This window comes from Dactylosporangium sp. CA-052675 (assembly GCF_050947935.1).
Taxonomy (GTDB): Bacteria; Actinomycetota; Actinomycetes; order Mycobacteriales; family Micromonosporaceae; genus Dactylosporangium.
The window spans coordinates 10,205,165-10,219,023 of the sequence record NZ_CP192010.1; the positions used below are offsets into that span (position 1 = coordinate 10,205,165).

General features: G+C 72.4%; 8 protein-coding genes. 2 read left to right on the forward strand and 6 right to left on the reverse strand.

The annotated features are described in order from the left end of the window. Positions 1-12: 12 nt before the first annotated feature. Both pulA and ACQP1P_RS45985 read right to left on the reverse strand, forming a co-directional pair. Positions 13-5,757 carry a pullulanase-type alpha-1,6-glucosidase gene (pulA, locus tag ACQP1P_RS45980; protein ID WP_433081405.1) on the reverse strand — a complete coding sequence of 1,915 codons (5,745 nt, stop codon included), beginning with the start codon at positions 5,755-5,757 and terminating at the stop codon, positions 13-15. A gap of 68 nt (positions 5,758-5,825) precedes the next feature. Then, positions 5,826-6,275 (reverse strand): MarR family winged helix-turn-helix transcriptional regulator, encoded by a 450-nt coding sequence (locus ACQP1P_RS45985; protein WP_433081407.1) that lies wholly within the window; start codon positions 6,273-6,275, stop codon positions 5,826-5,828. Between the two features lie 104 nt (positions 6,276-6,379). Between ACQP1P_RS45985 and ACQP1P_RS45990 the strand changes: the two genes are divergently transcribed. Then, complete coding sequence (locus ACQP1P_RS45990; RefSeq protein ID WP_433081409.1) at positions 6,380-6,754, forward strand: HAAS signaling domain-containing protein; 375 nt, start codon at positions 6,380-6,382, stop codon at positions 6,752-6,754. A gap of 53 nt (positions 6,755-6,807) precedes the next feature. On the opposite strand, the gene ggt is transcribed toward ACQP1P_RS45990, so the two are convergent. Together ggt and ACQP1P_RS46000 are read right to left on the reverse strand one after the other, a co-directional pair. Then, on the reverse strand, positions 6,808-8,589 hold the full coding sequence (ggt, locus tag ACQP1P_RS45995; protein WP_433081411.1) for a gamma-glutamyltransferase: 1,782 nt from the start codon (positions 8,587-8,589) through the stop codon (positions 6,808-6,810). A 43-nt stretch (positions 8,590-8,632) separates the two neighbouring features. Beyond that, positions 8,633-9,619, reverse strand: coding sequence for a GlxA family transcriptional regulator (locus tag ACQP1P_RS46000; protein ID WP_433081413.1), 987 nt, complete (start codon positions 9,617-9,619; stop codon positions 8,633-8,635). Positions 9,620-9,638: 19 nt separating this feature from the next. On the opposite strand from ACQP1P_RS46000, the gene ACQP1P_RS46005 reads away from it, so the two are divergent. Beyond that, positions 9,639-10,964 carry an MFS transporter gene (locus tag ACQP1P_RS46005; RefSeq protein WP_433090414.1) on the forward strand — a complete coding sequence of 442 codons (1,326 nt, stop codon included), beginning with the start codon at positions 9,639-9,641 and terminating at the stop codon, positions 10,962-10,964. A 59-nt stretch (positions 10,965-11,023) separates the two neighbouring features. On the opposite strand, the gene ACQP1P_RS46010 is transcribed toward ACQP1P_RS46005, so the two are convergent. Next, entirely contained in the window at positions 11,024-11,989 is a 966-nt protein-coding gene (locus tag ACQP1P_RS46010) for a hypothetical protein (RefSeq protein ID WP_433081415.1), read from the reverse strand. After that, entirely contained in the window at positions 11,986-13,812 is a 1,827-nt protein-coding gene (locus tag ACQP1P_RS46015; protein WP_433081417.1) for a hypothetical protein, read from the reverse strand. The genes ACQP1P_RS46010 and ACQP1P_RS46015 overlap by 4 nt, the downstream gene beginning before the upstream one ends. Between the last annotated feature and the right edge of the window lie 47 nt (positions 13,813-13,859).

Genomic DNA, 13,859 nt, shown 5'->3' on the forward strand with positions numbered 1-13,859 from the left:
CCCGCACGGATCTCATTCCTCCACGAACACCGCCACCGTGCGTGCCGGGACGGTGAACGATCCGTGCACACCGTCGAATGTGGACTGCCGGGCCACCGGATCGGCCGAGGCGGCCTGCACCGGGTGCGGCGAGACGTGCGCGTTGCGGTAGCCCGGCACGGTCTGGGTCGTGGCCGCGGCGCCGGCGTTGAAGACGACCACGATGGACTTCCAGTGCCCGTCCAGCCCACGGGCGTCGAGCACCATGGTGATCACGCCCGGGGTGGCCTGCGCGCCCGAGAGCGGGAAGCTCACCCGCTGCTGGACCTGCGCCGCGGTGCCGAGGGAGAACACCGGCGAGCCGGCCCGGATGCGCTGCAGCTCCTGGAAGCGCGCGGAGGCGAGGTCGACCGCGGCGCAGTCCGGCACCAGCGCCGGGTTCGCCAGCAGGGGCTGCGCGTACGGCCACTTGTCCTGGTTGTCCGCGGCCGGCGGGAGCCCGGCCCCGAAGCCGTTGCCGTCGGCGCAGTCCCAGCGGATCTGGTTGAACCAGTCGCCGGAGTTGAACGAGTTGCGGTCCAGGGACTTCGAGCGCAGCCGGTCCGAGCCGGTCGCGACGAAGCCGGTGCCCTGCCCGAGGATCGTCGTGGCCAGCGCGAGCACCTGCAGCCGGGCGCGCTGCTCGGCGGTCGTGGCGACGGGCAGCTTGAAGGCCATCGCGTCGTAGAGGATCTCGTTGTCGTGCGCGTCGACGTACGTCACCGCCTCGCTCGGCGAACGCGTGTACCCGGCCGGCGAGCCGTTGTAGTCGACCTGCGCGCCGGTGACCCGGTGCCCGGTCGAGTCGGTGAACTCGTAGGCCGCCAGGTTCCCGGTCAGGCCCACCTGGATCAGGTCCTGGTAGTGCAGCAGCCGCGCCTTCTGCTCCTCGGCGGTGCCGTTGACCGGGTCGCCGTTGGGGTCCGTGTAGAGGCCGGTGGCGAAGCCCTGCACCCGCGGGTTGCCGTCGAACGGGCCGCCGCCGCGCACCGCGTCGCGGAGCCGGTCGTTGAAGGTCCCCACGCCCGTGCCCGCCATGTTGGCCTGGGTGGCCTGCACGAACCTCGCGTCGCCGGCGACCTCGCCGAAGTTCCAGCCCTCGCCGTACAGCAGGATCTTCTTGCCGTCGACCCCGTCCCTGGCCACCGTCAGCTGGTCGAGCGCGGCGCGCACGGCGAGGATGTTCGCCTTCGGGTGGTGGCCCATCAGGTCGAAGCGGAAGCCGTCGACCTTGTACTGCTTGGCCCACTGCACGATCGAGTCGACCACGAGCTTGCCCATCATCGCGTTCTCGGGCGCGGTGTTGGCGCAGCAGGTCGAGTCGGCGACGGTGCCGTCGTCGAGCAGCCGCTGGTAGTACCCCGGCACGATCTGGTCGAGCACCGAGTACTGGTCGGTGCCGGCCGCGGTGGTGTGGTTGTACACGACGTCCATGACCACTCGCAGGCCCGCGTTGTTCAGCCCCGCGACCATCTGGCGGAACTGCGTGATCCGCGGGGTGCCCTGCGGGTCGGTCGCGTAGGAGCCCTCGGGCGCGTTGTAGTGGAACGGGTCGTAGCCCCAGTTGTAGCCGTCCCGGTCGGCCACCTGCGCGATGCACGCCTGCTGCTGCGCGGAGTCCGGCGGCAGCGCGGCGAGGTCGCACGGCGGCTGGGCCTGCTCGGCGCGCACCTCGGGGATCGTGGAGATGTCGAAGACCGGCAGCAGGTGCACGTACGAGGTGCCGGCCCGGGCCAGCTCCCGCAGGTGCCGCATGCCGGCCGACTGCGGCTGGGCGAAGGCGAGGTAGGTCCCGCGCTGCGCGGCCGGCACCGTGGTGTCGGCGATGGAGAAGTCACGCACCGACAGCTCGGTGATCTGCGGGCGCGCCGGGGCCGGCGGCTTGCGCAGGTCGTTCCAGCCGGACGGGCGCAGGGCCGCGTCCGTCAGGTCGGTGAGCTGGCTGTGGGTGCCGTTGGCGGACAGCGACACCGAGTACGGGTCGGTGACGCTCGCCGTCGTGACCGCGTGGATCGCCGGCTGGTAGGCCGTGACCCGGAACTTGTAGTAGGCGTTCTTCCAGCTCTTGTCGCCGGTCACGGACCACACGCCGGTGCGCTCGTCGCGGCGCATGGCCACGACCTGCGGCGCCTTGGTGAGGTCGCCGTACAGTTCCAGCGACACGGTCTGCGCGGTCGGCGCCCAGACGCTCACGCCCGGCCGCCCGCCGTCGAACGAGGGGCCGAGCCGGGCGCTGAGCGCGGCGCCGTAGAGGTCGTCCAGCGCCCCGGCCAGCTGCACCCCGGTCGCCTCGGTGACCTGCCCGGACGCGTCACGCTCGACGGCCACGACCTGCCCGCGCAGGGCGGTCGTGAACGCGGCGCGGTCGCCGTCGAGGTGGAAGGTCTGGTACGCCCACAGGTGCGGGAACTTCGCCCGCTGGCTCTCGGTGAGGTTGCCCGGCACGGCGCTCATCGCCAGCCTGGTGCCGTTGCCGACGACCTGCCCGTCGACGACCTTGAGCCCGCCGGCCGGCGCGGACCACAGCTCGTAGCTGTGCCCGTCGGTCGGCCCGGCCCGCCACGCGACCGTGCTCCGGTCGATCCAGACGGCCTTGGCCTTGGAGACGTCGGTGTCGGGCGAGCCCTGGGCCGGGATCGGCAGCAGGTACCGCTCCTGCCCCGACAGGATCCACACCTCGTGCCCGACGGTGACGAGGTCCAGCGCCTGGTCGGTGGGCAGGTCCTTGGTGTCGCCCTTGTGCACGATGTAGTTGAGCAGCGGCGCGTTGTCCGCCAGCGGCACGGTGAACGTCACGCCGAAGGCGTCGGTGCCGGACGGCGGCAGCGGGCTGCCCCAGTCGGTGCCGCTCGCCGCGCCCGTCCACACGTGCAGGCCCCAGCCGTCGTAGTCGCCGGCCGGGCGGCGGTAGTGCAGCACCGCCGTGTGCTCGGCCGCGGCGCGGGTCGGATGCACGGTCGCCTCCCCGGAGCGCACCCAGGCCTCGCCCTGGACGCTGGGCAGCACGGACTGGTCGGGGCCCGGGTCCTTGGTGTCGCCCTTGTGCACGATGAAGTTCACGGGCTTGCTCGCGTCGGCGACCGGCACGTGCCAGTAGGCGCCGAACGCGTCGACGCCGTCGGGGGTGCGCGGGCTCGCCCAGTCGGTCGCGGTGCCGGCGGTGAGGCCGTCGCCCCACAGGTGCAGACCCCAGCCGGTGTAGTCGCCGTCCGCGCGCCCGTAGTGGATCGAAACGCTGCCGGTGGCCGCCGCCTCGGAGGTGTAAATGGTCGCATCTCCCTGCTTGAGCCAGATCTCCGGATGTTTCGTGGGGTCGAGCGATCGGTCGGTCTCGACGTCCTTCACGCCGTTGTGGTCGACGACCAGGAAGCCCATGGTGGATGCCCCCGGCTTCAGCTTGACCCATGCGAAGCGTCCGTACGAGTCCTCTCCCGCAAATGGGGCACCGGCCGGCCAGGTCATCGGGGCCTGGATGTCGCCCCAGGCGTACAGGCTCCAGTTGTCGTAGCCGCCGGTCGGCCGCTGATAGTGCACGACGGCGTAGTCGGGCGTGGCGGCACTCGGCGGCGTGCCGACCTTGGTGGTGATCTTCGATTCGGCCGTACGGCCGGAGCCGTCGCGAACCACCGCCTTGTACTCGAGCTTCGTGCCCGCCGCGAGCCCGTCGAGGTCGTGGTAGGCCGAGTACGGGCCGGCCTGGTCGGTGCCGAGCAGCTGCCAGGCGCCGTCGCCGACCCGGGCCGCGAACGTGACGCTCGACAGCGGGTCGCCGGTGACGCTCGCCCTGACCTGCGCGACGCCGGCCGGGGCGGGGTCCACGGCGAGCGTGACCCGCGGCCCGGCGGCCGGCTTCGGCAGCCGGCCGCGGGCCTTGAACACCAGCGTCGTCAGCGGCGGAATGCTCACCTGCAGCGCGCCGTTGCCCGCGGTCGCGGCGATCGGGCCGGTGCCCGGGTAGATCTGGTCGAACGTGGTGCCGGCCATGTACGTCGGGATCGTGACCGTCTTCGTGCCCGCCCCGTTGTTGCTCGCCACCACGTACTCGACCCGCTGATCCGGGTCGATGCGCGAGAAGGCGAAGACGTTCTGGTCGGCGTACCGCGTCACCTGCGCGCCCTGGCGCAGGCCCGGGTTGTGGGCCCGCAGGCCGGCGAGGCTCGCGATGGTCCGGTAGATCGGGTGCCCGGTGTCGTAGTGCGACACGGCGTGGGTGGTGTCGGTGCCGAGCAGGTCGTCGTCGAGGTAGTCCGCGGTCTTCGTGGCGAACATGTCCTGCCGCGCGTCCTTGTCCCCGCCGGCGCCGGTGAAGCCCTGCTCGTCGCCGGAGTAGACGACCGGCTGGCCGCGGGTGAGGAACATCAGCTCGTGCCCGAGCTCGTCGCGGCGCAGGTGCGTGGCCGGGTCGGTGCCGCCGGTCGCGACGAAGTACCCGATGCGGCCCATGTCGTGGTTGCCCAGGAAGGTCGGCAGGTACTGCGCGCTCGTGCCGGCCGACGTGTACATGTCGTCCTGGGCGTACATGTCGGCGAGCTGCTGGCCCGAACCACCCTTGGCCACGAAGTCGGATGCGGCCTGCTGGAACGGGAAGTCCAGCGTCGCCGGCAGCCGGCCCTTGCGCACGTACTGCGAGTCGAACGCCGGATTCGCGTCGTACACCTCGCCGAACATGAAGAAGTCCGGCTTCCCGGCCCGGTCGGCCGCGGCGTCGACGCCCCGGACGAACTGCGGCCAGAACGGCATGTCGACGTGCTTGGCGGTGTCGATGCGGTAGCCGTCGATGCCGCTGTCCCTGACCCAGTCCGAGTAGATCTTCGTCATGCCCTGGACGACCTCGGGCCGCTCGGTCCACAGGTCGTCGAGGCCGAAGAAGTCGCCGTACTCCGCGTTCTCCCCGCTGAACGTCGAGTCGCCGCGGTTGTGGTACATCGTCGGGTCGTTGAGCCACGCCGGCTTCTTCGCGCTCTGGTCGGCCGCGCTCGGGAACACCGGCGTGTACGGGAACGACTGCGCGTTGACCGGCGGGAACCCGTGCGTGCCGTCGGCGTAGTTGCGATCGTCGAACTTGTTGCCGGCGGCGTCCTTGTACGGGTAGGCGGTCTTGTCGCGGTACGCGGTCTGGTTCTGCGCGTAGCGGATCACGTCGGCCGTGTGGTTGGTGATGACGTCGAGGTAGATCTTGATCCCGCGGTCGTGCGCCTTCTTCGTCAGGATCTTCAGGTCGTCCTTGGTGCCGAAATGCGGGTCGATCGCGGTGAAGTCGGTGATCCAGTAGCCGTGGTACCCGGCCGAGACGTCGGCCCCGCTGCCCTGCACCGGGCGGTTCTTGAACACCGGCGCGAGCCAGATCGCGGTGGTGCCGAGGCCCTGGATGTAGTCGAGCTTGTCGATGACGCCCCGGAGGTCGCCGCCGTGGTAGAAACCCTTGTCGGTGGGGTCGTAGCCGGTGCTGAGCCGGTCGCCCGCGAGCCCGCCGGTGTTGTTGCGCGGGTCGCCGTCGGCGAAGCGGTCGGCGAGCACGAAGTAGAACTGCTCGGCGCGCTTCGCCGGGGCCTTGGCCTTCCCGGTGCCGTCGAGCAGGCTCGCGATCGACGGCTCGCTCGACCACTCCGGCACGCCCTCGGCGGTGTAGCTCGTCGGGTGCTGCGCGACGTCCGGGGTGCGCGGGTTGTCGCCGGGCAGCGCGGCCAGCACGGCGAGGGTCGTGAGGATCCCTAAGGAGAGTTGCTTGGCGGACGGCATGGCGGGCCTACCTCTCTGGCGAGGTGGGCACCGTATCGATCGATGGAGATCCTTACAAGCCTTGACAATCAGGCTTTGAGCGTCCCGTTGATCGCCTCGCTGATCTGCTTCAGCTGTTCGATCTGCTGCGGGGTGAGCGGGTCGAAGAGGTGGGTCCGGACCGTCTCGACGTGCCCGGGCGCGGCGCTCACCAGCGCGGCGAAGCCCTCGTCGGTGAGGTCGGCGAACTGGCCGCGCTTGTCGTCGTCGCAGTCGCGGCGCTTGACCCAGCCGCGGGACTCGAGCTTGGTGACGGCATGCGAGAGGCGGCTGCGCGACGAGCGCGTCTTGACCGCCAGCTCGCTCATCCGCAGCGAGCGGTCCGGGGACTCGGAGAGCACGACGAGGATCTCGTAGTAGGCGTGCGGCATGCCCGCGTCGTGCTGCAGCTCGCGATCGAGCCGGTCGATCAGCAGCGTGGTCGCGCTGTAAAAGGCGCGCCAGGCGGCCTGCTCATCCTCGTCGAGCCACCGGGTCATGCTTCATTTTTGCACGGTCAGAAAACTCTTTGCGGCTCACCGCGGGCGGGGGAGGCTGGACCCCGATGCTCACCAGTTGACCGGATTCTCGCAACGAGGGGCGCATGAACACCTACGATGACCTGGTCAACGACTATCTTCGCGCCGTCGAGCAGGCCTTGGACGGCGTTCCCGCGAACCGGCGCGCCGAGCTGCTCGCCGGTCTTTCGCAGCACATCTCGGCCAAGCGCGCCGAGATCCGCCCGGGCCAGGAGACCGAGGTCGAGGTGCGCTCGATCCTCGACCTGCTGGGCGACCCCGACGAGGTGGCCGAGCAGGCCCGGCTCGACGACCTGGCCGACGAACCGATCCTGATCGAGCCGAAGCGGAAGTCGGCCGCGCTCATCTGGGTGCTGATCACCATCGCCGCGGTGGCCACGCTGTGCGTGCTCGGCGGCATCGCCATCGGCTTCCTGGCGCTGGTCGTGGGCCACCGCTGAGCTGTGATGCGCCCCGGCCGCCTCCGGTGGGAGGCGGCCGGGGAGCACCGCGCCTAACGCACGGTGCCGGCGGATCCGGATCCGCGCCGTACCGGTTCGGCGCAGGCCAGGAGCTTGCCGTGGGGCAGGAACTCGATGGCCGTGGCCGCGCCGATCTCGGCCATCGGCGTGTACGTGTGGCCGAGCGCGCCCAGCGCCGTGCCCGGGGCCGAGCTGATGAACGCCGGCTCCGCGGTGACGGCCGCGGTGTTGCGCTGCGACGCGCGCGGGGCCGCGACCGCCTCCGGCAGCGTCATGCCGAGGTCGAGACGGTTGACCAGGATCTGCAGGACGGTCGTGATGATCGTCGAGCCGCCCGGCGAGCCGAGCGCGAGGAACGGCTTGCCGTGCTGCAGGACGATCGTCGGGGCCATGGAGCTGCGCGGCCGCTTGCCGGGGCCGGGCAGGTTCGGGTCTTTCGCCGGGGCCTGCGTGTTGGTGAAGTTGAAGTCGGTCAGCTCGTTGTTGAGCAGGAAGCCGCGGCCCGGCACGACGATCGCGTTGCCGCCGATCTGCTCGATGGTCAGCGTGTACTCCACGATGTTGCCCCACCTGTCGGCGACGGTGAGGTTGGTCGTCGACAGGCCCTTGTCCGGGCTCGCCCCGCCGGTGCTCGTGGCGCAGCGCCGGTCGTAGCGCCCGTCGGGGTCGCCCGGCGGGACCGGCTTCGCGAGGGCCTTCGCGGGATCGATCCGGCACGCGCGCTCACCCGCGAAGCCGTCGGTCAGCAGCGCGTCGAGCAGCGGCCGGGGCGTGTAGTCGCCGACGTAGCGGTTGCGGTCGGCGAAGGCCAGGGCGCTTGCCTCGAGGTACCGGTGCAGCGCCTGGGTCTTGTCGAGTTTCGACAGGTCGGAGCGCTCGAGGATGTTCAGCGCCTCGCCGACGGTGGAGCCGCCGGACGACGGGGTGGCCATGCCGTAGACGTCGTAGCCGCGGTAGGAGATCTTCGTCGGCGCCGGGTTGCGCACGTCGTAGGCCCGCAGGTCGTCCAGCGTCATGCCGCCGGGGCGGATCGCATACTGCCACGGCTGGCCCGGGTTCGCGGCCAGCGGCGGGTGCTGCACGGTGGAGACGATGTCCCGCCCCACCTCGCCGGAGTAGAAGACGCCCGTGCCGCGCCGGGCGACGAGGTCGTAGGTCGCGGCCAGGTCCGGGTTGCGCAGCGTGGTGCCGACGGCCGGCGGCGCGCCACCGGGCAGGAACAGCTTGGCCGTCGGCTCGAACTGCGCGAACGCGGCGGCGTTGTCCTTGACCTGCTGGTTGAAGGTCGCGTCGACGAGGAAGCCGTCGCGGGCGACCTGGGCCGCGGGGCGCAGCGCGGACGACAGCGGGCGGGTGCCCCAGCGCCGGGCCGCCTCCTGCCAGGTCGCGAGGGATCCCGGTACACCCGCGGAGAGCCCGCTGACGCGCGCCTCCTGGAACGCCATCGGCTGGCCGGTGGCCGGGTCGACGAAGGCGTTCTCGCCCATCGAGCGCGGCGCGGTCTCCCGGCCGTCGAGGGTCGAGACGCGGCCGGTGCGGGCGTCGTAGTACACGAAGAATCCGCCGCCACCGATCCCCGACGAGAACGGCTCGGTCACGCCCAGCGTGGCCGCGACCGCGAGCGCCGCGTCGACCGCGTTGCCGCCGTCGCGCAGGACCCTGAGGCCGGCCGCGGTGGCGGTGGGGTCGACGGACGCGACCGCGCCGCCGTACCCGGTCGCCGTGGGGCCGTTCGTTCTCGCCGCGGACGCGGACGCGGGCGCGGCCGGGGCGAGCAGGAACGGGACGAGCAGCAGGGGGATGAGCCTTCGCACGGTTGCCTCCCAGTAGAGATCGACAGCGATCGCTCATACCTGCCTACCCGCCGCTGCCCTCTGGCACAACCCGGAACGTGCGGCGGTAGGCACTGGGTGCGACCCCGATCGTGTTGCGCAGGTGCTGACGCAGCCCCGCGGCGGTGCCCAGGCCGGAGCGGCGGGCCACCACCTCGACCGGCAGGTCGGTGCTCTCCAGCAGGGCGCGGGCGTGGTCGACGCGCCGCTGCAGCAGCCAGCGCGCCGGGCTCACCCCGGTCTCCTCGCGGAACCGGCGGGTGAACGTGCGCACGCTCATGTTGGCGTGCGCGGCCAGGTCGTGCAGGGACAACGGCGCATCCAGCCGTTCGGCCGCCCACGATCGGGTGGCGGCCAGGGTGGCGTCGGCCGGGCGGGGCAGGGGGCGCTCGATGTACTGCGCCTGCCCGCCGTCCCGCCACGGCGGCACCACGCTGCGCCGGGCCGCGCGGTTGGCGACCTCGCTGCCGAAGTCGGTGCGCACGACGTGCAGGCACAGGTCGATCCCGGCCCCGACGCCGGCGCTGGTCAGCACGTCGCCGTCGTCCACGAACAGCACGTCGGCGTCGAGCTTGACCTGCGGGAAGAACTCCCGGAACCGTTCGGCCCACCACCAGTGCGTGGTCGCGGGCCGCTCGTCCAGCAGCCCGGCCGCGGCGAGCACGAACGCTCCGGTGCAGATGGACATGACGCGCTTGCCGGCCCGGTGCGCCGCTTGCAGGGCGTCCTTGACCCGTGGATCGACCGTGCCCCGCTCGACCGGATCGCCGCGGTGGATTCCGGCCACGACCACGGTGTCGGCGCTCCACAGCAGTTCCAGGCCGTGGTCCGGCATGACCTTGAAGCCCGCCGAGGCCTCTACCGGGCGCGCGTCGGGACTGCACACGAGGACTTTGTACTTCCGGTGCCCGCTCTCGTCCCGCGCGGTCCCGAAGATCTGGGTCGGTGTGCCCAGGTCGAACGGCACCAGGCCGTCCATGACGACGATGGCCACGAGGTGCTGCTCGGTCATGGCTCAATTCTTGCGCATGATGGCTGTCGGGCCACTCGTTCGGCCGTACCGAATCGGCTGCAATGGTCCCGTGAAGAGACTGCACCCGGCCTGGCTCGTCGCCGCCGTCGCGTTCGTCGCCCTCGTCGGCGCCGCGGGCTTCCGCGCGACGCCGGGCGTGCTCATCCACCCGCTACACGACGAGTTCGGCTGGTCGCTGGGGACCATCTCCCTCGCGGTGTCGATCAACCTGCTGCTCTTCGGCCTGACCGCCCCGTTCGCCGCCGCGCTGATGGAGCGCTTCGGCATCCGGCGCGTGGTCGCGTACGCGCTGCTGCTCGTCTCGGCCGGCAGCGGCCTGACAGTGTTCATGAAGCACAGCTGGGAGCTCATCGCGCTGTGGGGCGTGCTCGTCGGCCTCGGCACCGGCTCGATGGCGCTGGCCTTCGTGGCGACCGTCACCGGCCGCTGGTTCGTCGAGCGCCGCGGCCTGGTCACCGGCGTGCTGACCGCGGGCGGCGCGGCCGGCCAGCTCGTCTTCCTGCCGCTGCTCGCGCTGCTGACCGAGGCGCACGGCTGGCGCTCGGCCGCCCTGACGGTCGCGGGCGCGGCGCTGGCCGTGGTGCCGCTGGTCATGTGGCGCCTGCGGGACCACCCGGCCGACCTGAACGTGGCGCCCTACGGTTCGGCCGACGTCGTGCCGGCGCCCGTCGCGACCGGCGGCGCGGCCCGGCGCGCCGTCGGCGCCCTGCGCACGGCCGCCGGCAGGCCCGCGTTCTGGCTGCTGGCGGGCGGCTTCGCGATCTGCGGCGCGACCACGAACGGGCTCATCGGCACGCACTTCATCCCCGCCGCGCACGATCACGGCATGGCCGAGCCGACGGCGGCCTCGCTGCTGGCGCTCATCGGCCTGTTCGACATCGCGGGGACGATCGCCTCGGGCTGGCTGACCGACCGCATGGACAGCCGGGTGCTCCTGGGCTGGTACTACGCCCTGCGCGGGCTGTCGCTGCTCGTGCTGCCCATGCTGTTCGCGGCCACGGTGCGCCCCAGCATGCTCGTGTTCATCCTGTTCTACGGCCTGGACTGGGTGGCGACGGTACCGCCGACCGTGGCCCTCTGCCGCGAGTACTTCGGCGCGAGCGGCCCGGTGGTCTTCGGCTGGGTCTTCGCGTCGCACCAGTTCGGCGCGGCGATCGCGGCCACGGCCACGGGCCTTCTGCGCGACCGCCTCGGCAACTACGACCTCGCGTGGTACATCGCGGGCGGCCTGTCGATCGGCGCCGCGGCGCTGTCGCTGCTGCTGTTCAGGACGCGCCGGTCCGCTCCGGCCCCCACTGCCGCTCCGGCCGCCGTTCCCGCCTGACGCATACGGAAGCGGCCGGCCCCTTCCCGGGGACCGGCCGCTTCGCGTTCTTGCCGCGGCTACGCGAGCCGGCGGCGACGGCTGCGGCTCGCGAACAGCAGCACGCCACCGCCGAACACGGTCGCCAGCCCCAGCTGCAGCATCGCCGCGATCGGCGCACCGGTCACCGCGAGCCCGCCACCGGCCGCCCGCACGGTGATCGCCATCTTCAGGCTGTGCGGCTGCCCGTTCGGCCCGACGCCCGCGGCCACGAGCTGATGCGCGCCGACCGCGAGATCCGGTGGCACCCGCACCGGCTTGCTGAAGTTGCCCTGCCCGTCGGTGACGACGGTGCCGAGCTCGATCGGCGTGGAGTAGACGACGATGGTCGCGGTCGAGTACGCCATGAAGCCCGTCCCGATCACCACGATGTCCTGCCCCGGCGCCGCGGTGCTGATGAGCCCCTTGTCGGTCGTGAGCGTGAGATCGGTGTCGGGCGGCGTGGCCGGAACCGCCGGCGCGGTCGGCGTGGCCTGGTTCGACGGCCCCGCGGCCGCCGAGTCCCCGAGCGCGTTGTTGGCCACGACGGTGACCGTGTAGGTCACGCCCGCCGTGCCGCCCATCACGCACGACGTCACCGCCGCCGAGCTGGTCGAGCACGTGGCCGGACCCGGATTCGCGTACGCCGTGTAGCCGGTCACCCCCGTCAGGTCCCCCGGCGCGGTCCAGCTGACCGCGAGCGACGAGACGCCCCCGGTGGCCGTGACCGCGGTGGGGGCCGGCGTCGGCGCACCGACCGTGAACGTCTGCGACACCTGCTCCGCCGCGTCCCACGTGGTGTTCCCGGCCTGGTCCGCCAGGATGGTGCACGACCCGGGCGCGACCAGCGTGGCGGTGCTCCCGGAAACGGTGCACACCGCCGGCGTCGAGCTCGTGAACGCGACGACGAGCCCCGACTCGGCGGTGGCCACGAGCGGGACGGTGTGCTTCGAGACCGACCAGTCGGCCGGGGCCGTGAAACTGATCGCCTGCGGCTTGAGGTTCACCTGCAGCGAGGGGCGGCACCCTCCCTCGGCCCGCTTGCCCGCACTCGAAGCACCGCGGCTCGACGCGGCCCCCGCGCGCTCGGCGTGCCCGCCCGCCCCGGACGCATCGCGGCTCGACGCGGCCCCCGCGCGCTCGGCGCGGCCGCCCGCCCCGAAGCACCGCGGTTCGACGCGGCGCCCGCGCGCACGGCGTGGCCGCCCGCCCCCGACGCACCGCGGCTCGACGCGGCGCCCGCGCGCTCGGCGCAGCCGCTCGTCATCGCGGACTGCACCCCGACCGGGTCGGCCACGGACGCGTCATCGAAGTCGTACGTGCCGCCGATCGCACTCGTGACCGGCACCGAGACCACGCAGTCGGCCGGGAAGCCGGTGAGCGACGCCCCGGCGAGCGTGAAGAAGCCCGCGCCGCTCGCGGCCGTGACCGTGCCCCCGCACGTGTTCGCCGGAGCGCCGCTGCCGATCGTCACGCCGCTCGGCAGGTTGAGCCGGAACCCGAGCCCGCTGGAGACCGCCGCGGCCCGCTGATCGGTACGGCTCAGGCTCACATGCAGCGTGCTGCTCTCCATGACCATGATCTGCGACGGCGAGAGGTAGGCCCCGACGCGCGGCTTGGCGGTCGTCACGGTCAGCGTCTGCTCGGTCTGGTCGACCGACAGCCCCGTGACGTTCGTGAACTGCGCCGCCGCCACCGTGTAGCTTCCGGACGAGTCCGCCAGGACCGGGAACTTGACGGTGCAATCCGTCATCCCGTTGCCCATCTGGATGTCGGAGACGGCGAGCACCGGATCGCCGACGTCGGTGGTGATGGTGGAGCCGCTGCAGGTCGAGACGTCGCTGCCCAGAGCCCGCCAGAGCGTGCCCCCGCCCGGCAGCGTGATGGTGAACCCGAGCCCGGTGGCCGTCAGACACCCATCGGGCCGACTGATCGTGACGACGAGCTGCGTCTGCTGATGATCCTCGACGGTGGCATCGGCCCAGGCCGCCCCGACCGTGACGGCGCTGGCCTCGGCACAGGCGAACACCTGCGCCCCGCTCCCCGACTGCACTCCTGTCCCCGACTGCGCCCTGCTCGGCGACTGCGCCCCGGTTCCCGACTGCGCCCTGGTCTGCGACTGCGCCCCGGTTCCCGACTGCGCCCCGGCCGCGTTCTGGCGCCCGACGCCCTTGGTGCCCGCGTCCGCGCTGCTGCCGCCGGCGACGTTCGCCGCTCGACCGACAACCCCCGCGACCCCGGCCGCCGCCGCCTGCCCAGAGCTGCTGGCCGTCTTCCCGTCCGCGCCCTTGCCCGCCCCCTTCTGGCCAGCGCGGTCGCCGTGGCCGGCCGCATTGCTCTTACCGCTCTGGTCGCCCTTCCCGCTCTGGTCGCCCTTGCCACTCTGAACGCCCTTGCTGGCCCGGTCGACGCCCTTTCCAGCCTGGCCGCTCTTGTCGGCCCGGTCGGCGTCGGCCGCCTGATCGCTCTTGCCGCCCTTGCCAAGACCGACTGCGCGATCGCTCTTGCCGCCCTTGCCAAGGCCGGCCGCCCGGCCGGTCTGATCCGCACGCTCGGTCTGATCCGCACGCCCGGTCTGATCCGCACGCCCGGTCTGATCCGCACGATCGCTCTGATCCGCGCGATCGCTCTGATCCGCACGATCGCTCTGATCCGCACGATCCGTCTGATCGGCCCGGTCGGCGAGCCCAGGCCGAGCACCGCCCGCCGCCCCAGCCGGCCCGGCCGCCGCCGCGAAGCCCGCCTGCGGCACAGCCAGCGCGCCACACGTGGCGAGCACCGCCACCGCGGCCCAGCGCGTCGACCGTGCCCCCTTCTGCCGAAACATCATTGCTCCCCCCGTCCGGGGCGCCCGCGCCGAATCGACCGCGAGCCACC

Bases quoted from the DNA above. Each gene is read 5' to 3' on its own strand.
- ACQP1P_RS46015 (WP_433081417.1), bottom strand. From the start codon at position 13,812: ATGATGTTTCGGCAGAAGGGGGCACGGTCGACGCGCTGGGCCGCGGTG.
- pulA (WP_433081405.1), bottom strand. From the start codon at position 5,757: ATGCCGTCCGCCAAGCAACTCTCCTTAGGGATCCTCACGACCCTCGCC.
- ACQP1P_RS45990 (WP_433081409.1), top strand. From the start codon at position 6,380: ATGAACACCTACGATGACCTGGTCAACGACTATCTTCGCGCCGTCGAG.
- ACQP1P_RS46005 (WP_433090414.1), top strand. From the start codon at position 9,639: ATGGCTGTCGGGCCACTCGTTCGGCCGTACCGAATCGGCTGCAATGGT.
- ACQP1P_RS45985 (WP_433081407.1), bottom strand. From the start codon at position 6,275: ATGACCCGGTGGCTCGACGAGGATGAGCAGGCCGCCTGGCGCGCCTTT.
- ACQP1P_RS46000 (WP_433081413.1), bottom strand. From the start codon at position 9,619: ATGACCGAGCAGCACCTCGTGGCCATCGTCGTCATGGACGGCCTGGTG.